General features: G+C 71.3%; 21 protein-coding genes. 10 read left to right on the top strand and 11 right to left on the bottom strand.

Annotated elements, in window-relative coordinates:
- Window positions 1-14 precede the first annotated feature (14 nt).
- Complete coding sequence (locus EER30_RS03445) at window positions 15-1,010, top strand: phosphotransferase (protein ID WP_127498146.1); 996 nt, start codon at window positions 15-17, stop codon at window positions 1,008-1,010.
- Window positions 1,011-1,156: 146 nt separating this feature from the next.
- On the top strand, window positions 1,157-1,801 hold the full coding sequence (locus EER30_RS03440; RefSeq protein ID WP_127498144.1) for a 4a-hydroxytetrahydrobiopterin dehydratase: 645 nt from the start codon (window positions 1,157-1,159) through the stop codon (window positions 1,799-1,801).
- On the opposite strand, the gene EER30_RS03435 is transcribed toward EER30_RS03440, so the two are convergent.
- The 6 genes from EER30_RS03435 to deoC form a co-directional block, all read right to left on the bottom strand.
- Window positions 1,775-2,785: a glycosyltransferase gene (locus EER30_RS03435; protein WP_164842215.1), complete on the bottom strand. Its 1,011-nt coding sequence runs from the start codon at window positions 2,783-2,785 to the stop codon at window positions 1,775-1,777. The two genes, EER30_RS03440 and EER30_RS03435, sit on opposite strands and share 27 nt — an antisense overlap.
- A gap of 465 nt (window positions 2,786-3,250) precedes the next feature.
- Window positions 3,251-5,782 (bottom strand): transposase, encoded by a 2,532-nt coding sequence (locus EER30_RS03430; RefSeq protein WP_127498140.1) that lies wholly within the window; start codon window positions 5,780-5,782, stop codon window positions 3,251-3,253.
- Between the two features lie 24 nt (window positions 5,783-5,806).
- Entirely contained in the window at window positions 5,807-6,688 is an 882-nt protein-coding gene (locus tag EER30_RS03425; RefSeq protein WP_127498138.1) for a DNA primase, read from the bottom strand.
- Window positions 6,689-6,816: 128 nt separating this feature from the next.
- Complete coding sequence (locus EER30_RS03420; protein WP_127498136.1) at window positions 6,817-7,662, bottom strand: aldehyde dehydrogenase family protein; 846 nt, start codon at window positions 7,660-7,662, stop codon at window positions 6,817-6,819.
- Window positions 7,655-9,073 carry an aldehyde dehydrogenase family protein gene (locus EER30_RS03415; RefSeq protein WP_127499322.1) on the bottom strand — a complete coding sequence of 473 codons (1,419 nt, stop codon included), beginning with the start codon at window positions 9,071-9,073 and terminating at the stop codon, window positions 7,655-7,657. Before EER30_RS03415 ends, EER30_RS03420 begins: the two co-directional genes overlap by 8 nt.
- 50 nt (window positions 9,074-9,123) lie before the next feature.
- Window positions 9,124-10,074, bottom strand: a complete 951-nt coding sequence (gene deoC, locus EER30_RS03410; RefSeq protein ID WP_127498134.1) for a deoxyribose-phosphate aldolase — start codon at window positions 10,072-10,074, stop codon at window positions 9,124-9,126.
- A gap of 59 nt (window positions 10,075-10,133) precedes the next feature.
- On the opposite strand from deoC, the gene upp reads away from it, so the two are divergent.
- Window positions 10,134-10,766 (top strand): uracil phosphoribosyltransferase, encoded by a 633-nt coding sequence (gene upp, locus EER30_RS03405; RefSeq protein ID WP_127498132.1) that lies wholly within the window; start codon window positions 10,134-10,136, stop codon window positions 10,764-10,766.
- Here the strand turns inward: upp and EER30_RS03400 are convergent.
- Window positions 10,763-11,248 carry an NUDIX hydrolase gene (locus EER30_RS03400; protein ID WP_240669726.1) on the bottom strand — a complete coding sequence of 162 codons (486 nt, stop codon included), beginning with the start codon at window positions 11,246-11,248 and terminating at the stop codon, window positions 10,763-10,765. The genes upp and EER30_RS03400 overlap by 4 nt on opposite strands.
- Before the next feature lie 88 nt (window positions 11,249-11,336).
- Here EER30_RS03400 and EER30_RS03395 point away from each other — a divergent pair, with 88 nt between their 5' ends.
- Window positions 11,337-12,020, top strand: a complete 684-nt coding sequence (locus EER30_RS03395; protein ID WP_127498130.1) for a GOLPH3/VPS74 family protein — start codon at window positions 11,337-11,339, stop codon at window positions 12,018-12,020.
- A gap of 6 nt (window positions 12,021-12,026) precedes the next feature.
- Here the strand turns inward: EER30_RS03395 and EER30_RS03390 are convergent, their stop codons facing one another.
- Entirely contained in the window at window positions 12,027-13,667 is a 1,641-nt protein-coding gene (locus tag EER30_RS03390; RefSeq protein WP_127498128.1) for a phospho-sugar mutase, read from the bottom strand.
- A gap of 28 nt (window positions 13,668-13,695) precedes the next feature.
- On the bottom strand, window positions 13,696-15,582 hold the full coding sequence (locus EER30_RS03385) for a serine/threonine-protein kinase (RefSeq protein ID WP_127498126.1): 1,887 nt from the start codon (window positions 15,580-15,582) through the stop codon (window positions 13,696-13,698).
- A 205-nt stretch (window positions 15,583-15,787) separates the two neighbouring features.
- Here EER30_RS03385 and EER30_RS03380 point away from each other — a divergent pair, with 205 nt between their 5' ends.
- Window positions 15,788-17,353 (top strand): acyl-CoA mutase large subunit family protein, encoded by a 1,566-nt coding sequence (locus EER30_RS03380; RefSeq protein WP_127498124.1) that lies wholly within the window; start codon window positions 15,788-15,790, stop codon window positions 17,351-17,353.
- 246 nt (window positions 17,354-17,599) lie between these two features.
- On the top strand, window positions 17,600-18,856 hold the full coding sequence (locus tag EER30_RS03375) for an amidohydrolase (protein ID WP_127498122.1): 1,257 nt from the start codon (window positions 17,600-17,602) through the stop codon (window positions 18,854-18,856).
- A 36-nt stretch (window positions 18,857-18,892) separates the two neighbouring features.
- On the opposite strand, the gene EER30_RS03370 is transcribed toward EER30_RS03375, so the two are convergent.
- Complete coding sequence (locus EER30_RS03370) at window positions 18,893-19,873, bottom strand: DUF4349 domain-containing protein (protein WP_127498120.1); 981 nt, start codon at window positions 19,871-19,873, stop codon at window positions 18,893-18,895.
- 194 nt (window positions 19,874-20,067) lie between these two features.
- Here EER30_RS03370 and EER30_RS03365 point away from each other — a divergent pair, with 194 nt between their 5' ends.
- The 4 genes from EER30_RS03365 to EER30_RS03350 are packed head-to-tail and all read left to right on the top strand — an operon-like array spanning window position 20,068 to window position 23,404.
- On the top strand, window positions 20,068-20,703 hold the full coding sequence (locus EER30_RS03365) for an MBL fold metallo-hydrolase (protein WP_127498118.1): 636 nt from the start codon (window positions 20,068-20,070) through the stop codon (window positions 20,701-20,703).
- 1 nt (window position 20,704) lies between these two features.
- Complete coding sequence (locus tag EER30_RS03360; protein WP_127498116.1) at window positions 20,705-21,631, top strand: hypothetical protein; 927 nt, start codon at window positions 20,705-20,707, stop codon at window positions 21,629-21,631.
- A 47-nt stretch (window positions 21,632-21,678) separates the two neighbouring features.
- Entirely contained in the window at window positions 21,679-22,416 is a 738-nt protein-coding gene (locus tag EER30_RS03355; RefSeq protein ID WP_127498114.1) for an SCO6745 family protein, read from the top strand.
- Window positions 22,417-22,456: 40 nt separating this feature from the next.
- Entirely contained in the window at window positions 22,457-23,404 is a 948-nt protein-coding gene (locus tag EER30_RS03350) for a GNAT family N-acetyltransferase (RefSeq protein ID WP_127498112.1), read from the top strand.
- Here EER30_RS03350 and EER30_RS03345 read toward each other — a convergent pair.
- Window positions 23,401-23,862: a gamma-glutamylcyclotransferase family protein gene (locus EER30_RS03345; protein WP_127498110.1), complete on the bottom strand. Its 462-nt coding sequence runs from the start codon at window positions 23,860-23,862 to the stop codon at window positions 23,401-23,403. The two genes, EER30_RS03350 and EER30_RS03345, sit on opposite strands and share 4 nt — an antisense overlap.
- Window positions 23,863-23,903 lie beyond the last annotated feature (41 nt).

The following is a 23,903-nucleotide window of genomic DNA, read 5'->3' as shown; positions in this document are numbered from 1 at the left end:
ACATGATGGCGTATATGGCTTGTGTCCAAAGTGCCCGGGGGGAAGGATCGCTCGTCGTGCGGGCCTTTCTGAGCGTGGACGACGTGACGAGCCTGGTGGCCGAGCAGTTCGGCGCGGACCGGCGGGCGGTGCGACTCGACCGGCTGACCGGCGGGACCAAGAAGGGCGTCTACCGGCTGCGGCTCGACGACGGTGCCTCGGCGATCATTTACGTCTGGGCCGCCGACGAGAACTACTGGCCGGCGTCGGAGACGGTGCCCGATGATCCGTTCACCGACGCCTCCGGGGCGGAGCTGTTCGCGGCCAACCAGACGCTGCTGGCCGCGGCCGGGATTCGCGTGCCCGAGCTGTTCCTGATCGACTGCGGTCGCCGGCACCTGGACGCCGATCTCGTGCTCGCCGAGGACGTGGGCAGCGAGACGCTCGAGACGCGCATGGAACGGGACCACTCGCCGCTCGAGGTGCTGGGGGCTTCGCTCCGGCGGATGCACACGACCCGCGGGCCCGAGTGGGGCCGCCCGGGCACCGGGACCCAGACGCGGCCGCCGCACGACATGATCCTCGACCGGGCACTCAAGCACCTGAGCGACGCTGCCGCGCGCGACGCCCGGCTGGCAGGAGCCCAGTCGAAGATCGAGGACCACCTGCGCACCTTGCACGGTCACGTGCCCGAACGCCGGGAGTTCGTGCTGGTGCACGGCGAGCTCGGCCCCGACCACGTGCTGATGTCGGCGGCCGGGGAGCCCGTGATGATCGACATCGAGGGGCTGACCTACTTCGACGCCGAGTGGGAGCATGCCTTCCTGCAGTTGCGCTTCGGGGAGGCGTACGGGGAACTGGGCCCTGTCAACCTTGACCCGCACCGGCTGGAGTTCTATCGGTTCGCCCAGGTCATCGGGCTGATCGAGGGTCCTTTGCGGATCGCCGGCACCGACTTTCCCGAGCGGCGGTGGATGCTCGACCTGGCCGAGTGGAACATCACGAAGGCCCTGGCAGCGATAGCTTGCTGACCCGGTTGCGCGGGCCCACGATGCTTTCCGCGTAGTAGTCGAGGTCGTCGGTGCCGGCGTCGCCCACCGCGTCCAGATATTCCTCGATCGACTACGAGCACATCCGGAACAACGGGATCCGCCCGGCCGGATGACAGAGTGACTGCATGACGAAGCTCGACGGAAAGCAGATCGCGGCCGAGCGCCTCGACGGGTGGACCTACCTGCCCGGCGGGCTGCAGACCCGGATCGAGACCGAGAATTTCGCGGCCGGACTGGCGCTGGTCAACGCCATCGGCGAGGTCGCCGAGCAGATGGACCACCATCCCGACGTCACCCTGCGCTACACGGCGGTTGACATCCGGCTGATCAGCCACGACGTGGGCGGGGTGACCAAGCGCGACGTGCGCCTGGCCCGGGCCGTCTCGTCGGTGGCCTCGGCTCTGGGGCTGCGCCTGTCGATCGCCGAGGTCAGCTGCCACGAGTGGGGGTTGGACACTCCGGCCGCCGAGACGGTGCGGCCGTTCTGGGCGGCTGTGCTGGCGATGGAGACACGCGAGGGCGCCGACGACGTGACCGACCCGGCCGGCCTGCTGCCGTCGGTGTGGTTCCAGCAGTCCGGCCGCGAGGAGCCGCGCCAGCGCTGGCACCCCGACGTGTGGGTCGACCCGGCCGAGGTGCAGCCGCGCATCGACGCCGCCCTGGCCGCGGGTGGAACGCTGGTCAGCGACGCCGAGGCGCCGGCGTTCTGGGTGCTGGCCGACCCCGAGGGCAACCGGATGTGCCTATGCACCTGGCAGGACCGGGCTTAGCTCCTCCACCAGTCTCCGCATTTCGCGCAAGGCGCGGGGGTCCTGGCGGCGACCGCATGTGTCCACCACTTCGGAGACGCCGGCGAGCAACCTGGTGGCGCTCTCGACGTCGCCGAGCTGGGCCAGGGCCTGCGCCTCGAGCCAGTCGCAATAGGCTTTCGCGGCGCCGCCGGCCCGCAGCTGCTCGACCAGGACCAGGCAGATCTCGTCGAGCCCGGCCGCGAGCACGAGCCGGGCCAGGAAGTCGGTGCCGGGCAGCCACTCCGGTGTGCCCGGGAAGAGCTCCCGCAGCGTCTCGAACGTGTCGGCCGCCTCCTGCCGCCGGCCGGCGCCGACCAGACTGCGCCCGAGGTCGAGCAGGGTGCGCGCGATCAGCGGCCGATCGTCGGGCCGCCCCGCCGCGACCAACTCGTCGAGTGACTTCTGGGCGAGTTCGGCGTTCCGCAGCGCTTTCGCGGCTCGGGCGTCGGGCCCTTCGTAGCCGCGATGCCGCAGCACAATGGCCTCGCGCGGCGCCTTGACGACCTGCGGCGCGCGACCGCCGGCCGCCACGAGCCGCTCATGAACGCGCCCCTGCCACCTGACCGCGGCCGGCCGGAAGAGGTGAGCGGCACTGTTGGTCCAGGCCAGCTCGTCGTGCGCGTTGTCGACGTCCACCTCGACGACGTCGGCGCCGCAGTCCGCCAGCAGGTCGCGCAGCAGCGCCGGGTCGCCGGTGAAGCGCTGGTCGGCGTCGACGCTCAGCACCCAGAGAGCGCTCCAGCCCTTCAGTGCCACGTTGCGGGCCGCGCTGAAGTCGTCGGTCCACCGACCCAGGGTGACGGTCGCTCCGAGCTCAGCGGCGATCTGAGCCGTTCCGTCGGCCGAGCCGGTGTCATGCACCCGCACCTCGTCGACCACCCCGCTCAGCGAGGCCAGGCACCCCGGCAGCTCCCTTGCCTCGTCGCGCACGATCAGACTCGCCACCAGAAACGGAATGCTCACGTCCCCTGATCGGCACAAAAGCCCCGAACCCTTAGATCAACGGCGAAGTACGCCACATGCCTGTGGACAACGCATGGCCCGCCTGTGGACAACGCGTCAGGAATGTCAGCCGTGCCTGCTTCACTCGACCCCTCCCAGTTCCGGGGGTGGGGTCGAGTGGCGGGGGTCCTCCGGGGGTGGGGTCGTTGTCTTGCCGGTGAAGCCGAGGCCGCGGTTGATCCCACGTCGCCGCCGACCGGCCCGAGCCGGTGGTGGCCGAGTCCGTTGCGGCGCTGCGGCTCTGACACGCATTCGGCTCGGTCGGAGCTCGCGACGCTGCGGCTCTGACACGGATTCGGCTCGGTCGGAGCTCGCGGTGGTCGGCGAAACGCGTTCGGCTCGGTCGGAGCTCGCGGTGGTCGGCGAAACGCGTTCGGCCCGGTCAGACCGCGCGGGGCGGTCGGCCGGGCCGAAGGGCGTAGTGGGTCAGCGCGAGCCGTAGCCCGCGTTGTTCTTGTCATTGCGGAACTCGTCGGCGCCCTCGCGGTCGCGGGTGAAGTCCCAGCCGCCGGCGGCCTCGCGGCCCGGGCGGCCACCCATCGCGAAACCGCCGATCTCCTGGCCCCGCCGCCAGCCACGGAAGTAGCCCGTGGTGTGGGCGGCGATGCTCGCCGCGTCGCGCACGATGCGCAGCGGACGCTCGTCACGCAGCGGGGCGCCGGGCACCAGGTTGGCCTGGGGCACGCGCTTGGGCAGGCCGGCCGAGGTCTCGGCGGCCACCTCGGGGGTCGCCGCCTTCTGCGCCGCACGCCAGCCCGTGTCGTTCGGGTTGGTCCAGTCGGGCTTGTCGGAGGCGTCCTCGGTGTGGCCGGTGAACCAGGCCGAGCGGGCCGCGGCGAAGATCAGCAGGTCGCCGTCGCTGCTGTCGGCCGGGATCGGCGGGTTGGTGCTGCGGTCGAGGGCGGTCAGCGTGGAGCCCGGGCTGCCGGTCGGGACCGGGCGGCGGGTGCCGTTGCGGCCCTCGACGAGGCGCAGCGACGGCGGTTCGACCACGGCGGGCAGGTCGGTGACCGTCGCGTCGAGGCTGTTGGCGAGCTGCGACTCGACCAGGCGCAGGGCCGGCGGCTCCTTCGGCATGTCTTGCCAGGGCGGACGCACCCGGCCGTCGGCCGGCGGGGCGCTGGTCGAGGCGGCCGGCGTCGTGACGGCGTCGTCGTTGCCGGAGGTGTTGAGCAGCGGCCAGTTGGCGCGCGAGCCGGGCTCGGCGCTCGGCTCGGCCCCGGGGCGTGGCGAGGGCATGGGCAGCGAGTAGTCGGTTGCGTCGCCCGTGGACGCCGCCGGGCGGGTCTGCGGACGGGGCGGGATGACCGTGCGCTGGCGCTCGGCGCGGACGCTGTTGATCGCCGCGTTGGTGAGCGTGGCCCGGAAGGGCTGGCCGATGTCGGCCGGGGTGGCGCCGCTCGGTGCGCCCGAGGACGGCGACGACGCGGCCGGCGACACCGACGCGGCCGGGAACGAGCCGGTCGACGACTCGGAGGCGGCCGGGAAGGACCCGGTCGACGAACGCGCGGCCGGGAACGCGCCGGTCGAGCGTGCGGCGGGGAAGGATCCTGTCGACGAGCCGGTCGGGCGTGCGGCCGGGAAGGACCCCGTCGTCGACCCGGTTGACGGGCGCGCGGACGGGAAGGCCCCGGTCGAGGAGCGTGCGGCCGGGAACGCGCCGGTTCCCGCGGGGGCGCCGGTCGGTGGGGCCGGCGTGCGGGAGCCGGGCACCGGGCGCGAGCCGGGGGTGATCGGCGTCATGCCCGGCGGGGGCGGCGGGACCGACACGGGCCGGTTGCCCGGTGCCGGGTTGCGGTTCGGGAACAGGGCGGCGGCCGCGGGCGCGGCGGGCGGCTGACTGACCGGCCGGGGCGCCAGGGGCGGCGGCATGATCGGGTCGGGCGCGACCGGCGGCGTGGTCAGCGGGTGCGGGGTGACCGGGCCGCTGCCCGTCGAGGCGGGCTCGGGGCGGCTACGCCGGCCGAACCGGCCGCCCTCTCCCGGCACGGACTGCAGCGGTGCGGCCTCGGCGCGGCGCGTGCGCCGGCCGGTGTCGCCCGGGACGCTGCGGGCCGAGATGGTGCCGATCAGGGACGCGCAGGCGGCGTCACCGGCGCGCACCGACGCGACCGCCTGACGCACCGTCTCGCCGGCCGCGGGGGCCAGCGACTTGTTCACCCCGCCGCGGCGGGGTGACTCGCTGATCGCGACCTGCAGCGCCGTGACGGCGGCGATGATCTCGTCTTCGCTGCCGACACCGGCTCGGGTGAGCTCGACCGCGACCTGCTCGGCGATCTGCTGGGGCTCGCCCTGAGCGGAGAGCCGGCCCGGCTCGGGCAGCGCGTCGAGCACGGCCAGCGCCAGCGGGTGGGCCGGGTCGGGATAGGCGCGCAGCGCGGCCGGGTAGAGCTCGCGGAGCACCTCGCGCAGGGCGATGGAGGCCGCGTGCCGGCCGCTGAGCAGCGCGACGTGCGCGGCCAGGACCGGCTTGTAGCTGATCAGCTCGCGCGGCACCGGCAGGTTGCCGGCCGTCAGGGCGCCGGCCTGCAGCGCCCGGGCCAGGCCGACGGCCCGCCGGGCAGCGGGCGGCGCCTGCATCTCTTCGACGGAGTCGTCGTCGGCGAACCGCTCGGCGAAGTCGTCGACGGTGTCGTCGTCGGCCACGACGAGCGGGCGGCCGGCCGCGGTCAGCAGGGAGGTGACCAGGTGGTCGTCGCTGTCGGCGGCGACCGCGGCGTCGGTGAATCCACTCGTCCGTTCCACGAGCAGGGCGCCGAGCTCGGCGTAGCCGCCGGGATCGTCGCCTATCTCGTGGACACCGAGCAGTCGTCCTGCGTCGTCCACCACGGCGATGGTCAGTTGTGCGGCCGAGGCCGCACGCACCGATTCATCCGCCGACGCCAGACCGCAGTACACGCGCACGAGCGCCACGGCGTCGTCCTCCTCCCCGAGGGCAGCTAGCTGTCGGTTGGCCAAGGAATGATGGTCCCTAATGAGGGGTCAGTCGCGCCAGTCCACAGCCGCGGAGATCTTGCCGATTACTGAGCGCCAACCGAGACTTGCCTGTTGTGCCCCGATTTTCTTCAGTCGACGGCGACCGAAGAATCCACCCATCCCCCCGCTTTCGGCAGAGCGAAGGGACTCGTCCAGATCATCGAGCGGCGAGCCGGGCGACAGAGCCAGGATCACCGGCTTGAGCCGGAGGGCGTGACCGAGGTCGCGAGCCACCTCGCCGGCGGCGATGAGCAGAGGAAGGTCCCATGTGTCGTGACCGCCGCGCAGATTCTCCACCACGAGGTCGAGCTCGTAACGGTCTTCCGCCAGCGGGTCGATGTCGGTCGACTGTACCCGGTCGGCCAGGGCGGCCCAGGTGTCGAGTTGTGCGAGATCGTGCGGTGCACCCGAACGAATGAAGGACACCAGCGACTCAGGAGTCTTGAAGGCGATCAGCTTTCCCTTGTGGCTGAGGAAGGCGGGCACCTCCTCGTCGTCCGCCTGGGCCTCGGCGGTCTCGTCGGCCTCGTCCTCGAAGTCGGCCGGGTCGGGCTCGTCGCCGTCCTTGCGGTCCTTGTCGCCGGCGTCGCCCTCGGCCAGCAGGGCCTGGAACTCGTCGTCGACGATGACTTCCTCGTCGTCGTCGCGGGCGGCGGCGCGCTTGCGGGCCTCGAACGGGTCGTCGTCGTCGGACTCGTCGATCTCGGTCGGCGTCAGCGTCGAGGCCTTGCGGTAGGCCCTCAGGGTGAGCGCCACGCCGCCGGGCAGAGCGATCTCGACCGGCTCGACACCGGCCTCGTCCCAGAGCGCACGCCCGGAGAGCCCGCCATCTTCGGACTGCGCGGCCACGGGCGCGGGCGCCTCGGGCTCGTCGGACTGGCTGGCCACGGTGACCTCCGGGATTGTTCGGTCGGACGGACGGGCGGTGGACGGTGATTCTGCCGACACACCCTAATGGGCGGGCCTGAGGGCAGGCCGACCGTCCCCCGCATTCCGCATCGACCGGTGGGAAACGGTCAGAAACCCTTCGGGTGCCAGACCGTCTTGATCTCGAGTAGTTCGATCATCGGCCCGGTGCCCGGGTCGGTGGTGTAGTCAGCCCCGGGAGCAGGGCGAACCACCCGCTTGAGGGTACCGGCGGCGGCGCGCTCGAGTTCGGTGGCGAGCTCCGCGTCGCCGACTCCGGACAGGTCGATCGCGTTCACGTCGTCGTGCGACGCGAGCCACGGCGCGATCTCGGCGGCCTTGCCCGTGAGGATGTTCACCACACCGCCCGGTACGTCGGAGGTGGCGAGCACTTCACCCAGGGTGATCGCGGCCTGTGGCGTGGAGGCGACGACGACCACCGTGTTGCCGGTGACGATCGCCGGCGCGATCACGCTGACCAGGCCGAGCAGGGAGCCGGGGGCGACCACGCCGACCACCCCGGTGGGCTCGGGCGACGAGATGTTGAAGTAGGGCCCGGCGACCGGGTTGGCGTTGCCCGCGACCTGCGCGATCTTGTCGGACCAGCCCGCGTACCAGACCCAGCGGTCGATCGCGGCGTCCACTTCGGCCGCGCCCACGCCGAGCGCGACGAACTCGGACCGGCGCGCCTCGAGCATCTCGGCGATGCGGTAGAGGACCTGACCGCGGTTGTACGCCGTGGCGCCGGCCCACTTGGGCTGGGCGGCGCGGGCGGCCAGCACCGCGTCGCGGGCGTCCTTACGGGAGGCGAGGGCCACGTTGTCGCCGTCCACCAGATAGGTCCGTCCTGACTCGCTGCGCGGGAACTTCCCGCCCACGTACAGCTTGTAGGTCTTGCGAACGGCGAGGCGCGAACGTTCCGCGACGGCCGCCGCTGCCTTGGGTGACTTAGGCAAGGTACGCCTCCAGGCCGTGCCGGCCGCCCTCGCGGCCGTAACCGGACTCTTTGTAGCCGCCGAACGGCGACGTGGGATCGAACTTGTTGAACGTGTTGGCCCAGACGACGCCGGCGCGCAGCTTGTCGGCCACGGCCAGGATGCGCGAGCCCTTGTCGCTCCAGATGCCGGCCGAGAGGCCGTACGGCGTGTTGTTGGCCTTCTCGACGGCCTCGGCCGGGGTGCGGAAGGTCAGTACCGACAGGACGGGGCCGAAGATCTCTTCGCGGGCGATGCGGTGGGCCTGGGTCACGCCGGTGAAGATCGTCGGGGCGAACCAGAAGCCGCGGTCGGGCAGATCACACGGCGGCGACCAGCGCTCGGCGCCCTCGGCCGCCCCGATTTCCGACAATTCGGTAATGCGGGCGAGCTGGGCGGCGGAGTTGATCGCGCCGATGTCGGTGTTCTTGTCGAGCGGGTCGCCGACGCGCAGCGTGCCCATGCGCCGCTTGAGCGAGGAGAGCACCTCGTCGGCCACCGATTCCTGCACCAGCAGGCGCGAGCCCGCGCAGCAGACGTGGCCCTGGTTGAAGAAGATGCCGTTGACGATGCCCTCGACCGCCTGGTCGATCGGCGCGTCGTCGAAGACGATGTTGGCCGCCTTGCCGCCGAGCTCGAGCGACAACCGCTTGCCGGTGCCCGCCACCGAGCGGGCGATCTGGCGGCCCACCTCGGTCGAGCCGGTGAAGGCGACCTTGTTGACGTCGGGGTGTTCGACCAGGTAGCGGCCGGTGTCGCCGGCGCCGGTGACGATGTTGACCACGCCCGGCGGCAGTTCGGCCTGGCGGCAGATGTCGGCGAAGAAGAGCGCCGACAGCGGGGTCGTCTCGGCCGGCTTGAGCACCACGGTGTTGCCGGTGGCCAGCGCGGGAGCGATCTTCCAGGCCAGCATCAGCAGCGGGAAGTTCCACGGGATGACCTGACCGGCGACGCCGAGCGGGCGCGGGTCGGGGCCGAAACCGGCGTACTTCAGCTTGTCGGCCCAGCCGGCGTAGTAGAAGAAGTGGGCGGCGACCAGAGGCAGGTCGGTGTCGCGCGACTCCTTGATCGGCTTGCCGTTGTCGAGCGACTCGAGCACGGCCAGCTCACGGGAGCGCTCCTGGATGATCCGCGCGATGCGGAACAGGTATTTCGCGCGTTCGGAGCCGGGCAGGGCCGACCAGCTCTTGAAGGCGCGCTTGGCCGCGGCGACAGCGCGGTCGACGTCTTCGGGGGCGGCCAGGGCGACCTCGGCCAGCACTTCTTCGTCGGCCGGGTTGATGGTCTTGAAAGTGTCTTTCGCCTCGCCGAACTCACCATCGATGAACAGCCCGTACGAGGGGGCGAGGTCGACGATCGAGCGAGACTCGGGCGCTGGTGCGTATTCGAACATCACTGGCCGTTCCTCTGCAGTGCGGCGGAGCCGCTTTTGATAGGCACTGCTCAGTCCAGGGTGAAGTAGTCCGGACCGGCGTAGTGGCCGGTGGTGAGCTTGGTGCGCTGCATGAGCAGGTCGTTGAGCAGCGAGGACGCGCCGAAGCGGAACCAGTCGGGGCTCAGCCAGTCGTCGCCGACCGTCTCGTTGATCATCACGAGGTATTTGATGGCGTCCTTGGTCGTGCGGATGCCGCCGGCCGGCTTGACGCCGATCTGCCGGCCGTAGCGCTCGCGGAAGTCGCGGACCGCCTCGAGCATCACCAGCGTGATCGGCAGGGTGGCGTTGACCGAGACCTTGCCGGTGGAGGTCTTGATGAAGTCGGCCCCGGCCAGCATGGCCAGCCAGGAGGCACGGCGCACGTTGTCGTAGGTGCCGAGTTCGCCGGTCTCGAGGATGACCTTGAGGTGGGCCGGGCCGGCCGCCTCTTTCACGGCGACGATCTCGTCGAAGACGTGGCCGTAGTCGCCGGCCAGGAAGGCGCCCCGGCTGATCACCATGTCGATCTCGTCGGCGCCGCCGGCCACCGCGTCGCGGGTGTCGGCCAGCTTGACGTCGAGCGGGGCCTGCCCGGACGGGAAGGCGGTGGCGACGCTGGCCAGGTGGACGCCGCTGCCGGCGAGCACCGCGGCCGCGGTCGGGACCATCGCGGGGTAGACGCAGACCGCGGCGACTGACGGGCAGGTGGGGTCGGCCGGGTCGGGCCGCAGGGCCTTGGCCGAGAGCGCGCGCACCTTGCCCGGGGTGTCGGCGCCCTCGAGCGTGGTGAGGTCGACCATGCGGATGGCCAGGTCGATCGCCTGGGCCTTGCTGGTCGTCTTGATCGATCGGGTGCCGAGCGCCGCCGCCCTGGCCTCGATGCCCACCTTGTCGACACCGGGCAGACCGTGCAAAAACGTCCGGAGATCGGCGGGGGAATCGGGCAGGCCGGACAGCCTCGGGGTCGCTGTCGCAGTCATGAAACCGATTCTACGCAGGCCCGTAACAGTTGATCTTGAACGACCGGTAGGTTGGCGGCGTGGACGTACTCGTTGTAGATCACCCATTGGCCCAGACCCGGCTCACCGCGATGCGGAACGCCGACACCGACTCGGGGGTCTTCCGGGCGTCCCTGCACGAGCTGACCACGATGGTGGTCTATGAGGCGGCCCGCTCGTTCGCCACCGAGACCTACCCGATCAAGACGCCGGTCGCCCCGACCGACGGCATCCGGCTGGCCAACCCGCCGCTGATCGTCCCCGTGCTGCGGGCCGGCCTCGGCATGGCCGACTCGGCGCTCGCGCTGCTGCCCGAGTCGTCGATGGGCTTCGTGGGCCTGGCCCGCGACGAGGCCACGTACGAGCCCCGCGCCTACATGGAATCGCTGCCCGGTGACCTCTCGGGCCAGCCCGTGCTGGTGCTCGACCCGATGCTGGCCACCGGCGGCTCGCTGATCCACTGCTGCCAGTTGCTGGTCGACCGCGGCTGCACCGATGTGATCGTCTGCTGCGTGCTGGCCGCCCCCGAGGGCGTCCGCCGCCTCGAGGAGTCCGGTCTCCCGCTGCGCCTGGTCACCGCCGCGATCGACCAGGGCCTGAACGACAAGATGTACATCGTCCCCGGCCTGGGCGACGCCGGCGACCGCCAGTTCGGCGGCATGCGCCGCTTCTAAGAGGTAAAAGACCAGCTCACGGCCTCGCCATCTTTAAATGGCATGATGCCGTGGAAGACGGTGGGGGCGGCGGCGAAGACCAGCGGCAGGAAGTGGCGGTCGGACTCCCACATGGGGATGCGGCCGGCCAGCAGGTCGGCGATCGGCACCCAGTGCAGGCTGCCCTCGTCGTTGCCGGCCAACGGCGTGCCGGACCAGTGCGGGACGCGGAACAGGAAACCGAACCAGTTCTCGCCGTTGCGGCCGAAACCGGGCCACGAGATCGTGCCGGCCAGTTCGACCAGGTCGCAGTCGATGCCGGCCTCCTCGTGGATCTCGCGGCGCAGGCCGCTCACGGCGTCCTCGTCCGGCTCGAGCTTGCCGCCGAGGCCGTTGTACTTGCCGTAGTGGAGGTCGTCCGGCCTGATGTCGCGGCGCACCATCAGCACCTCATCGCCGCCGGGTGAGAATACGTAACCGAGGGTCGCGATGATCGCCTGCACGGCAGCGACTCTAAGCCAAGCGATGCAACCGGGATATAACCGACCTGGCGATCGGAACTCGTGACTCGGGACACTATCGTTTCGAGCCATGACCTCCATCGCTCTCGCCGAGGAACTGCTCCTCCTCGCGTACGACGACCAGACCGGCAAGGCCACCGGCTCCCGCATCGGGCTCGACCTCGGCATGGCCGCCGGTGTTCTGGTCGACCTCGCGCTGGCGGGGCGGATCGCGTACGTCGACGGTTACCTCAAGGTGATCGACCCCAGCCCCATCGGCGACCCCATCGCCGACGCCGTTCTGGCCAAGGCCGCCGACGACGAGCCGCACACGCCGGCCCAGTGGCTGCAGCGCCTGCGGCACCGCCTGCGCATCCGGGTTCTGGAAGACCTGGTCTCGCGCGGCGTCGTGCAGGACGTCGACGAGACCCAGCTCGGCGTCATCCACGTGCACCGTTACCCGACCACCGACCCGGCCTACGAGGCCGAGATCCGCAAGCGGCTCGCCGACGCGCTGATCAGTGGGGCGATCTGCGACGAGCGAACCGCCGCTCTGGCCACCCTGCTGGTCGCCTGCCGCATGGAACCCGCGCTGCGCCTGCCCGCCGAGGACGCGCAGCGGGCCCACGAGCGCCTCGAGCAGATCGCCTCGGGCGCCGGTTTCATGGCCGGCACCAACCTGGAGGACTCGATCGTCCGTCCCAGCGTGGCGCTGGTGGTCGCCACGCTGGGCAAGGCGATCTCGGCCGCGCTGGGCGCCCCGAAACCCGCCTGACGGGTCTCAGACGCCCAGAGCGGCCGCCACCTCGCCCCGCAGCCCGAGCAGGCCCTCGGTCGCTCGGGTACGGGCGGCGGCCAGGCCACCCTCGCCGACCGGTTCGACCACTTCGAGGTACGCCTTCAGCTTGGGCTCGGTGCCCGACGGCCGGATCACCGCGCGGGCCGACGCCGTGCGGAACGTGAGCACGTTGTTGACCGTGTCGTCGTTGACCGAGGCCGGCTCGCCGAGCAGCGCGACCGGCGGGGCCTGCCGCGCCCGGCTCATCGCCGCCCCGATCTCGGCCAGGTCGTCGACCCGCACCGAGAGCTGGTCGGTGGCGTGCACCCCGAACTCGGCGGCCAGTTCGTCGAGCCGGTCGGCCAGCGTGCGTCCCTCGGTCTTCAGCCCGGCGGCGAGCTCGGATACCAGCAGCGCGGCCGTGATGCCGTCCTTGTCGCGCACGAGCGAGGGTGCCACGCAGTAGCCGAGCGCCTCCTCGTAGCCGTACGCCAGCTCCTCGGCCGCCCGCACGATCCACTTGAACCCGGTCAGCGTCTCGGCGTAGGGCACCCCGCGGGCGGCGCACAGCCGGCCCAGCAGCTGCGACGAGACGATCGTGGTGGCGTACGTCCCGGGCACGCCGCGTCGGATCAGGTGGTCGCCGAGCAGGGCGCCCAGCTCGTCGCCGCGCAGCGCCCGCCAGCCGCCGTCCGGCGTGGGGATCGCGACCGCGCACCGGTCGGCGTCCGGGTCGTTGGCGATGGCCAGGTCGGCGCCGCGCGCGACGGCCAGTTCGAGCAGCAGGTCCATCGCGCCCGGTTCCTCCGGGTTGGGGAACGCGACGGTCGGGAACTCCGGGTCGGGCTCGGCCTGGGCGGCCACCACGGCCGGGGCCGGGAAGCCGGCCGCGGCGAACGCGGCGAGCAGGGTCGAACCCCCGACACCGTGCATAGGTGTGTACGCCACCGCGAGATCGCGCGGGCCGTCCGGCGCGAGCACGCCCGCGGCGCTGCGGGCGTACCCCTCGATGGTCTTGTCGTCGATGACCGTGCCCGGTGAGCCCAGCGCGATGTCGGCGATCGGCCCGACGGCCCGGATGGCGGCCTCGATGCCCGCGTCGGCCGGCGGCACGATCTGGGCGCCGTCACCGGCCGGCCCGCCGAGCTCGCGGCCCAGATAGACCTTGTAGCCGTTGTCCTGGGGCGGGTTGTGGCTGGCGGTGACCATCACGCCGGCGACGGCGTCGAGGGCGCGCACCGCGTAGGCCAGCGCGGGGGTCGGCAGCGTGCCGGGCATGATCAGGGCCTCGCGACCCGCGCCGGTGGCGACCCGGGCGGTCTGCTCGGCGAAGGCGCGCGAGCCGTGCCGGGCGTCGTAGCCGATCACCAGTGGGCCCTCGGCGCCCTGGCCGGCCAGCCAGGTGACCAGGCCGCCGGCCGCGCGGGTGACGACCGCGAGGTTCATGCCGTTCGGCCCGGCGCGCAGCCGGCCCCGCAGCCCGGCGGTTCCGAAGGTCAACGGGCCGGCGAAGCGGTCGCGCAGTTCGGTCGCGGTGCCGGGCAGACCGGCGATCAGCCGGCTCAGCTCGTCGCGCGTGGCCTGGTCGGGATCGTCCGCCAGCCAGGCCTCGGCCACAACTCGTAGTTCGTCGTCAGGCGCCATCAGGGATTGATAGCACGACCGCCATGGGTCAGGAGGCCAGGGCGTACGACTTGATCATTTCGTCGAAGATCGGCTTACTGGCGGCGAACTGCGATTCCTTGGTGGTGAGGTAGAACGAGTACGCCTTGCCGCCCGAGATGATCGCGCCCCAGAGCCCGTGCCGTGCCTCGGCGCCGTCGCCGCAGGTGTACTCGAGCACGGCGCCCTCGCGCTCCGAGATCGTCGTCTTGTTCAGCGCGACCCGGGAGTAGGGATCGGTGCAGCTCGTCGACCTGGTCTTCAGCGTGTTCTCGGCGACGCCCAGGAACGAGGACGGGGTCGCCTTGGACGACGCCTTCTCGACCAGGATGCGGACCTTGCGCTTGGCGTCCTTCGGGTCGGCGTAGTCGACCCAGTCGCCCGACGCCTTGCGGGTCCAGCCCTTGGGCACCTGCACCGAGATGCCCCGGTCGTTGTATTCCTGGGTCGGCACGGCGCCCGGCTGCACGGCGGCGTTGCCCGTCGGGGCGGCGGTGGGGGTCTGCGGCTCGTCGCCGCCGGAGCCGGTCAGTGAGAAGACCAGGACCAGCACGATGACCACGGCCAGCGCGCCGCCACCGGCGATGAGCTGCTTGTTGCGTGGCCAGCCCTTGACCGTCTCGACCGCCCGACCGGTGCCCTCCTTGGTGGCCGCGACCGCGTTGGCCAGCATCGCCTTGCGCTTGGCGGCCGGGCTCGACACGACCGTGCCGGGCATCGGGTGGGCGCCGTTCCACGCGCCGCGTGGCGGGATCACGCTGGTCGTGTCACCGCCGCGGGCCGGCATGTGGGTGGTGGCGAAGTCGGCGTCGGCCTGCCGCCGCCGGGGGCGGGCCGCCTGCTCGCTCTCGAGCTGGGCCAGGTGGTCGGTGAGCGACGCGCCCGGCGCGAGCATGGCCCGTCCGCCGATCTGGCCGCTGGGCTGCGGCGGGATCGGCTGGGTCTCGGCCGGGGCGGCCGGCGGGCGCTGCGCGGGGACGACCGAGTAGGGGTCGGTCATCATGTGCGGCGGGCTCGTACTGGCCAGCGGGCCGGCGAGCTGCTGCCGCAGAAGGGTGCGCGCGGTCAGCACGTCCATGCGCCGCGACGGGTCCTTCTCGAGCAGACCCATCAGCACCGTGGTGAGCGAACCGGCCCGCTGCACGGGGGCCGGCGGGTCTTCGACCACGGCGTGCATGGTCTCGATCGGGTCGCCCTTGTCGAACGGGGGACGGCCCTCGACGGCGGTGTAGAGAGTGACGCCGAGCGAGAACAGGTCGCTGGGCGGGCCGAACTCGCTACCCATGGCCCGCTCGGGCGAGATGAAGTGGGGCGACCCCAGCACCATGCCGGGGGTGGTGAGCTGCACGTCGGTGGGCATGCGGGCGACACCGAAGTCGGTCAGCACACAGCGGCCGTCGCCGCAGATCAGCACGTTGGCCGGTTTGACGTCGCGGTGCAGCACGCCGTGGGCGTGGGCCACCTCGAGCGCACCGAGCAGCGCGATGCCGATCTTGGCGACCACGCGGGGCGGGACCGGCCCGTCCTCGATCACCATGTCGGCCAGGCTGCGCGCGTCGAGCAGCTCCATCACGATCCACGGCCGGCCGTTCTCGTGCACGACGTCGTAGACCTGCACCACGGCGGGGTGCTGGAGCGCGGCGGCGGCGCGGGCCTCGCGCATGGTCCGCTCGTACATCGCGTCGCGGTCGCTGGGCGCGAGGCCGGGCGGGAGGATGACCTCTTTGATGGCCACGTCGCGGCGCAGCAGCGTGTCGGCCGCGCGCCAGACCGTGCCCATGCCACCGTGACCGACCGCGGCGCGCAGGGTGTAGCGCCCGCCGATGAGCGTGCCCGGGGCTGCGCGTCCGCTGGTCGGAGCGTTGTTGCCACCGCTCCACGTCGGAATCTGAGTCACTGAGGATGCCACCGAGGGGGTGTAGGGGCCGTCGACCGAACTTGGCTATCTTGCCCGTTCTCCACCCGGATTTGAAAGTCACAAGTCTCGTGTTCTGGTGAACTCGACGGTAGGTGACAGTGAAATCGCCGAGGGTGGCAGGTTTCGGACGCTCAGTGCGAAAGCCCTCACTCAGCCGGATTGAACGAAGGCTTAGGATCGCCCTGTGAACGCGGAGTCGGGTTTCGAGATCAAACCGGTGTACCGGCAGGAGGACGTCCCGGCGGACGTTCCGATCGGCGAGCCGGGCGAATTCCCGTACACGCGGGGTGTCTATCCGACGATGTACACCAAGCGCCCCTGGACCATGCGGCAATACGCGGGCTTCGGCACCGCGTCCGAGTCCAACGCGCGCTATCACCAGCTGCTGGCGGCCGGCACGATGGGCCTGTCCGTCGCCTTCGACCTGCCCACCCAGATGGGGTACGACTCCGACGAGTCGATCGCCCACGGCGAGGTCGGCAAGGTCGGCGTGGCCATCGACTCGATCGACGACATGCGCCGGCTCTTCGCCGACATCCCGCTCGACAAGGTCTCGACCTCGATGACGATCAACGCGCCCGGCTCGGTGCTGCTGTTGCTCTATCAACTCGTGGCCGAGGAGCAGGGCGTGCCCGGCGCGGCGCTGCAGGGCACGATCCAGAACGACATCCTCAAGGAATACATCGCCCGGGGAACGTACATTTTCCCGCCGAAACCGTCGTTGCGCCTGGTCGCCGACACGTTCGCCTACTGCCGGGCCGAGATCCCGAAGTGGAACACGATCTCGATCTCGGGCTACCACATGGCCGAGGCCGGCGCCTCGCCCGCTCAGGAGATCGCGTTCACCCTGGCCAACGGCATGGAGTACGTGCGCGCCGCCCTCGCCGCGGGCCTGGCCGTCGACGACTTCGCGCCCCGCCTCTCGTTCTTCTTCGTCGCCCGTACGACGCTGCTCGAAGAGATCGCCAAGTTCCGCGCGGCCCGCCGCATGTGGGCGCGGATCATGCGCGACGAGTTCGGCGCCCGCGACCCCAAGTCGCTCATGCTGCGCTTCCACACCCAGACCGCGGGCGTGCAGCTCACCGCCCAGCAGCCCGAGGTCAACCTGGTGCGGGTGGCGATCCAGGCGTTGGGGGCGGTGGCCGGCGGCACCCAGTCACTGCACACCAACGCGTATGACGAGGCGATCGCTCTGCCCACCGAGAAGTCGGCACGCCTGGCCCTGCGCACCCAGCAGGTCCTGGCGTACGAATCGGGCCTGACCGGCACGGTCGATCCGTTCGCGGGGTCGTACGCGATCGAGGCCCTGACCGACGAGGTGGAGCGCGAGGCCGCCGAGCTGATCGAGCGCGTGTTCTCGTACGGCTCGGCCGTCGACGCCATCGAGCAGGGCTTCCAGAAGCAGGAGATCGAGACCTCGGCCTACCGGATCGCCAACGAGATCGACAGCGGCGAGCGCGTCGTGGTGGGCGTCAACCGGTTCGCGGCCGACGAGGAGGAGCGCTACGAGCCGCTGCGCGTCGACCCGGCGATCGAGGCGGCCCAGGTGGCCCGGCTGGCCGCGCTGCGCGCCGAGCGCGACAATCCCGCGGTCGAGGCGGCGCTGGCGGATTTGGCGAAGGCCGCCGGGGGAAGCGATAACGTCCTACCGTTGATGAAAGAGGCGTTGCGGCTTCGTGCCACTGTGGGCGAGGTCTGCCACACCTTGCGCGGTGTTTGGGGCGTCTACCACCCGGTTGAGCGCTTCTGATAGGTGCCCCACCTGGGCACGCCGTGGCACCGTTGTAGATGCGTCACCTCCGTACTCGTAACAGGTTGTAGGGGGTGGGGGGAACCATCAGTTCCCCGTCCTTCGCGGACAGCTCCTATCAGGGCTTTCGTGACCGTACGCAACATTTCGCGTACGGGAATGGCGTTGCACAGCGTTACCTAAAACGGTCTAAGCTGTCGCGCGTCGCGAAACCCGACATAACTTTCCTGAGAGTTGGAAGCCGACGTGACTACTACTCTGACGGAGCCCGAAGGGGCCCATGCGGAGTGGCCCGGGCCGTTGCCCGGTGCCGAGCCCCTGCCCGGCCAGCTCGACCGCTGGCTCGCCTCGCGCGGCGCGGAGCTCGTAGCGATTCGTCGTCACATTCACGCGCACCCCGAGCCCTCGTACCACGAGTTCGAGACGGCAGCCCTGGTCGCCCGCGAGCTGGCCGTGGCCGGCCTGTCGCCGCGCATGCTGCCCGACGGCAACGGTGTGATCTGCGACATAGGCGAGGGTGATCGGGTCATCGCCTTCCGCGCCGACCTCGACGCGCTGCCGCTGCAGGACCTCAAGGACGTGCCCTACCGCTCCACGGTCCCCAACGTCGCGCACGCCTGCGGCCACGACGTGCACACCACCGTCATGCTCGGCCTCGGCCTGGCGTTGCAGCAGCTCGCCGAGCGGGGACAGCTCCCCGGCCGGGTCCGGTTGATCTTCCAGTGCGCCGAGGAGGCCGTTCCCTCCGGCGCGCCCCGCATGATCGCCGCGGGCGCGCTCAAGGACGTCGCCGCGATCTTCGCGCTGCACTGCTACCCGCAGCTCCCGGCCGGGCTGATCGGCGTGCGCTCCGGCCCGTTCACCGCGGCCGCCGACACGGTCGACGTCAAGCTGACCGGCCCTGGCGGGCACACCGCCCGGCCGCACCTGACCGCCGACCTGGTCTACGCGCTCGGCAAGGTCATCGTCGACGTTCCGGCGCTGCTGAGCCGCCGGGTCGATCCGCGCGCCGGCCTGTCGATGGTGTGGGGCGCCGTGCATTCGGGGGAGGCGTTCAACGCGATCCCCGGCGAGGGCGTGGCCCGGGGCACCGTGCGCATCCTGAGCCGTGAGGCCTGGCGCACCGCGCCCGAGCTGATCACCCAGCTCATCAAGGACGTGGTCGCGCCGACCGGCGCCCAGGTCGAGGTCAACTATCACCGTGGCGTCCCGCCGGTGATCAACGACCGGATGGCGGCCGCCGTCGTCGCGGGCGCGGCCGGTGCGGCCCTCGGCGCCGAGCGGGTCGTCGAGGCCGAGATCAGCATGGGCGGGGAGGACTTCGCGTTCTACCTCGACCAGGTGCCGGGCGCGATGATCCGGCTGGGCACCGGCGTGCCGGGCTCGGACGAGAAGCACGACCTGCACCAGGGCGACTTCGATGTGGACGAGAACTGCATCGGCTACGGCGTGCGGGTCATGGTGCACACGGCGCTGGCCGCGCTGGCGACCGGCGCGTTCTGATTCGGGGATCCCGCGTCGTGCGGGATCCCCTCCTCCTCAACTCTGGGCCGGCGGCCCCGAGACGGGCGGCTGCGGCGGGTTCTTCGGCGGCAGCACCGCACCCGGCACGGTGTAGGCCGGTGCCGGCCGGGCCGCGCGACGGGTGCGGTTGTAACGCCGCACGGCATAGACGATGGCCCAGGCCGGCAGGCCGAACGCGAGCAGCCAGGGCAGCAGCGCGCCCAGCACGGTCAGCAGCACCTTGAGCGAGGCGAGCAGCGCGTCCCACCCGGCGCCCAGCCCGGACAGGAAGCCGGGCGGGTCGTCGTCGGCGATCGCGTCGGCCTCGGGGTCGAGCAGGGTCACCGATATCGTCGACAGGGCGGTCAGGTCGGCCAGGTGCCGCTTCTTGGCCTGCAGCGACGCCAGGTCGGCCTCGCGGGTGGCCACCTCGCGCTCGAGCATCACCAGGTCGTTCAGCGACTTCGCCTGGGCCAGCAGCTTGCGTCCGCTGTCGACCCGGGCCTGTTGCACGGTGATGCGGGCGTCCAGGTCGATCGTCTGCTCGGTGACGTCCTCGGTGTTGATCTGGCGCCCCTCCTCGGTGCCGAGCTTGCCGAGCTGGTCGACGACGAGGCCGAACTTCTCGGCCGGGATGCGCAGCTCCATCGTGGCGGTGTCGGCGCCGTTGCCGCTGCTGCGGTTGTCGCCGCTGACGAAGCCGCCCGCCGTCGTCGCGATGCCGGTCACCTTGCCGGCCTCGGCGCTGACGTTCTCGACCCGTACCGAGATCGAGCCCCGATAGATGATCGAGCGCTGTTCCACCCGCAGATCGGGCGCCTGAGCAGCGGTGTCGGTGCCCTTGTCGGCCTCGCCCTGTGCCTGTGCCTGTGCCGGGGCGGGGGCGACCTCGCCGACCTGGGGCGCGTCGGCGGCGCCACCGCTGGAGGTGCCGCTGTCGTCCGAACTTGAGCTGCACCCCGCGAGCAGAACACCCGCTCCCAGCGCCGCAGCCAGCAAATATCTCGTTGCGCGCATGCTTTCTCCCATCCCCGTTCATTTGAGGGCTATTCAGGGCCGACCTCGAGCGGCACCCAGCCGCAGGCCGACCGCGTTGGTCTCCAGCGCCCTGAATAGTCCTCATCGATGTGCTCGTGGGACGTGCGGCATTGCGTTTTCGGTTCCGGCAGACTGCGAGTTGAGCGGTTACGAATCGGCAGCGGAGGGGTCCCGTGCGCATCACGAAGTTCACGCATTCCTGTTTGCGGGTCGAGGGCGCGGGCGTCCTCGTGGTCGACCCGGGCGCGTTCAGCGAGCGCTCGGCCCTCGACGGCGCCGACGCGGTGCTCATCACCCACGAGCACATCGACCACCTCGACCCCGCGGCGCTGACCGAGGCTTTCGGGAAGAACCCGGGTCTGCGCCTTTACGCGCACGCCGACGTGCTGGTGCAGCACCCCGAGTTCGCCCCCACGGCTACCGCGGTCGAGCCGGGCGACGAGTTCGAGGCGGCCGGCTATCGGGTACGCGTCCACGGCGGACAGCACGCGGTGATCCACCCGGACATCCCGCGGATCGCGAACGTCGGCTACCTGATCGCCGACGAGACCACGAATCTCTACCACCCCGGTGACTCGTTCACCGTTCCGGAGGACACGACGGTGGACACCCTGTTCGCGCCGTTGAATGCTCCTTGGATGAAGCTGGCCGAGTCGATCGACTTCGTGCGGGCCGTCCAGCCCGGACGGGCGTACGCCCTGCACGACTTCCTCCTCACCGAGACCGGCGCGAGGATTTCCGACCAACATCTCGAACGACTCTCCGGCACGAAGTACGCGCACGTCGCGCCGGGCACTACCATCGCCTGACGTGCCCAGCGCCACCGAGGAACTGATCCAGCGGCTCTACGAGGCCCCGCCGGAGGGCTTCGTCGCGGCCCGCACCGCCGCGGTCGACCAGGCCCGCAAGGCCGGCGACAAGGCGGCCGCCAAACGCCTGGCCGCCCTCAAGAAGCCCACCGTGGCCGCCTGGGTGGTCAATTTGCTCGCGCTGAAGAGGCCCGAGCTGATCGATGAGCTGGTCGAGCTCTCCAGCTCGCTGCGGGAGGCGCAGCGGGGCCTGGACGGCGCGGCCCTGCGCGAGCTGACCAATCAGCGCCGCCAGGTGGTCGCGGCCCTGGTCACCGCCGCGACCAAGCTGGCCCGCGCCGAGGGCGCGGACGCCAAACTGCCGCTCGGCGAGGTCGAGGCGACGCTGACCGCGGCGCTGGCCGAGCCCGACATCGCCGCCCAGGTGCGCACCGGGCGGCTGATCCGGGCGGCGACCTATGCCGGCTTCGGCGAGGTGCCCCGGCCCCGGCTGCGGCTGGTGACCGACTCGGAGGACGTCGAGGACGTCGAGGACGTCGACGAGGAAGAGGACGACGAGGGCGCCGAGGTTGTCGAGTTCCCGCAACAGTCGGCCCGTGAGAAGGCCGCCGCCGAGCGCCGTCGCCGCGAGTTCGAGCAGCGCCGGCGTGAACTGCGTCGCGAGCTGACCTCCGCGCAGGCGGCCGAGAAGCGGTCCGACGCCCAGCTCGAGCGGGCCGAGCAAGCAGAACGTGATGCTGGTCACGTTGTTGAGGACCTGGACGCCGAACTGGCCGAACTGGAACGTCGGCGTACTGAAGCCCAGGCCGACGTGGCCCGGCGCAAGCAGGCCCGCCGCCTCGCCGAACGGGAGGCCGCAGCGGCCCGCCGTCAGGTCGGCGACGTGCAGGCGGCGCTGGAAGACCTCGAGTCCGACGAGCCGGAATAGTCGCCCGACATTTTCCAGAACCGGTCAGGGGGAGCAGAATCGGGCGGGTGACACCCGAACAGGCTGCCGCCACCGCCAAGACGGGACTCGCGACGATCGTGGGGGCCTTTGCCGAGTCGCCCCAGACGCTGCGCCGTGCCCGTCTGCTGGGCCTGTCCGGCTGGGCCTACCACGTCTCCGCCCGCGCGGGGGCGCTCGGCGACGTGCGCCCCGAGACGGTCGCCGCGTCGATCGGCATGATCGCGCCCGAGGCCGTCATCGACGGTTGGGAGGCGACCGCCAAGACCTCCGCGCCGATGGAGGTGGCCACCTGGCACCTGCACGAGCTCTGCACCTGGGGCGGCGAGCAGCTCGGCGGCTTCCCCCGCCTGGCCCGGCTGCACGAGCTGACCCGCCGGGTCGTCGCCGCGGTCGACTACGCGGGCCTCCCGCTGTTCGCCGCGTGGCGGGCGATGCCGGTGCCCGACCAGGTGCCCGGCGCCCAGGCCGCGGTGCTGCTGCACCTGCTCCACGAACACCGGCTCGGCGTGCAGCTCGTCGCGGTGCGGGCCGCCGGCCTCACCCCGCTCCAAGCGATCATCGCCGGTCCCGAGGGCGAGACGGGCGCGGTCGCCTTCGGCTGGCAGCCGCCCTATCCACCGGCCGGCCCGATCGTCCGGCGGCTGATGTGGGCCGAGTCCGTGGCCGACGCGATGGCCGGTCAGGCGTACGCCGCTCTCGACCTGGGCGAACGCGTCGAGCTGGTCGGCCTGCTCGAATCGCTGCGCCACCGCCTCGCGCAATAAGGGCTCGCCCCGCCCGGCCAGGGCGTGGTCCCATGCGCGGGTGACTGAGCTTCCCGACGGCTGGAGCGTGCGCCGGCCCACCCTCGACGACTCGCCCGCGATCCTCGAACTCGTCCACGCCAGCGACATCGCCGCCGTCGGCCACCCCGACTACAGCCCCGAAGAGGTTCGCGAGGCGCTGACCGAGCCCAACACCGATCTGACGCGCGACTCCTGGGTCGCGCTCGACGACGGCGGAACGATCGTCGGCTGGACCTATCCGAGCAACGCGACCGGCGGCAATCGCGAGTTCATCGAGGTGTACGCCTGGCCGGGGCGGGGCCTGCCCGCGATGCGCCCGCTGCTCGAGCTCATGCTGGCCCGGGTCGCCGAGCGCAAGGGCGAGTTCGGCCACGAGACGTACGAGGTACGGGCCGGCGCGATCCCGACCGAGCAGCCCTACATCGACCTGCTGACCGAGCACGGGTTCGCGTTCCTCAAGCAGCACGCCCGCATGCAGCTCGCGCTCGACGACGTGTCACCCGTGCTGCCCTCGCTCCCCGACGGCGTCACCCTGCGTACGGTCCGGCCGGACGACGAGGACGACATGCGCGCCTTCCACGCCGTCGTCGAGCAGGCGTTCCTCGACTCCGACCACCGCAGTGCCTCTTACGAGGATTGGCGTAAGCAACTGGTGACCCCGGTCTTCGACGAGTGGTTCGTGGCCGAGGTGGGCGGCACGGTGGCCGGGGTGCTCGAGTCGTCGCACGACGGCGAGGACGACAACGACGAGGGCTGGGTCAAGCGGCTCGCGGTGCTGGGGTCGTACCGGAGAAGGGGTTTGGGTGAGGCTCTGCTGCGGCGCGCCTTCGCCGTCTATGCCGCCAAGGGCTACACCAAGGCGGGGCTCGGTGTGGACATGGAGAACCCGACGAAGGCCGCACGGCTCTACCTCGCGGTCGGCATGAAGCCGCTCTACGAGGCCGACATCTATCGGAAGCTCGTCTAAGCGTCGGGCGACGACGTGCGGGTGGGACGGCGGCGCAGCTCCTCGACGTAATCGTCGGGAGCGCCCGCTTTCTCGGCCGCGTTGGCGATCTCGCTCAGGTACCACGCCGTCGGCATGCCACCCTCGTAGCCGGCGAAGACGTAGACCCAGGCGCTGAACTCACCCTCGAGCGTCGATACACGCACAGTGACCTTCTGGTACGCCTCCGCGGTGACGCCCTCGACCTCGTCGAGCTGTGACGCGTCCCACGGATGAACATCGTAGAGGGACACGAAGACGCGATCGCCGGGCGATTCCACGATGGTCGTGACGGCACCCTCCCAGCCCATTTCCCCCTCACCGGCAAAGGTCAGGCGCCAGCCTTCTATCCACCCCACGCCGACCATGGGCGAGTGCGGACAGTAGGCCCGCATGCGGGCAGGGTCGAGGTTTGAGCCATACGCGGCGTAATGACGCACGGCGATGACGATAGCCGGATCCGGCGGTCGTGGAGAATACA

The sequence above is a fragment of the Actinoplanes solisilvae genome, from assembly GCF_003999975.1.
In the GTDB taxonomy this organism is placed as follows: domain Bacteria; phylum Actinomycetota; class Actinomycetes; order Mycobacteriales; family Micromonosporaceae; genus Actinoplanes; species Actinoplanes solisilvae.
The sequence above is the reverse complement of the archived record's forward strand: the minus strand, read 5'-3'. Positions and strand labels throughout refer to the sequence as shown.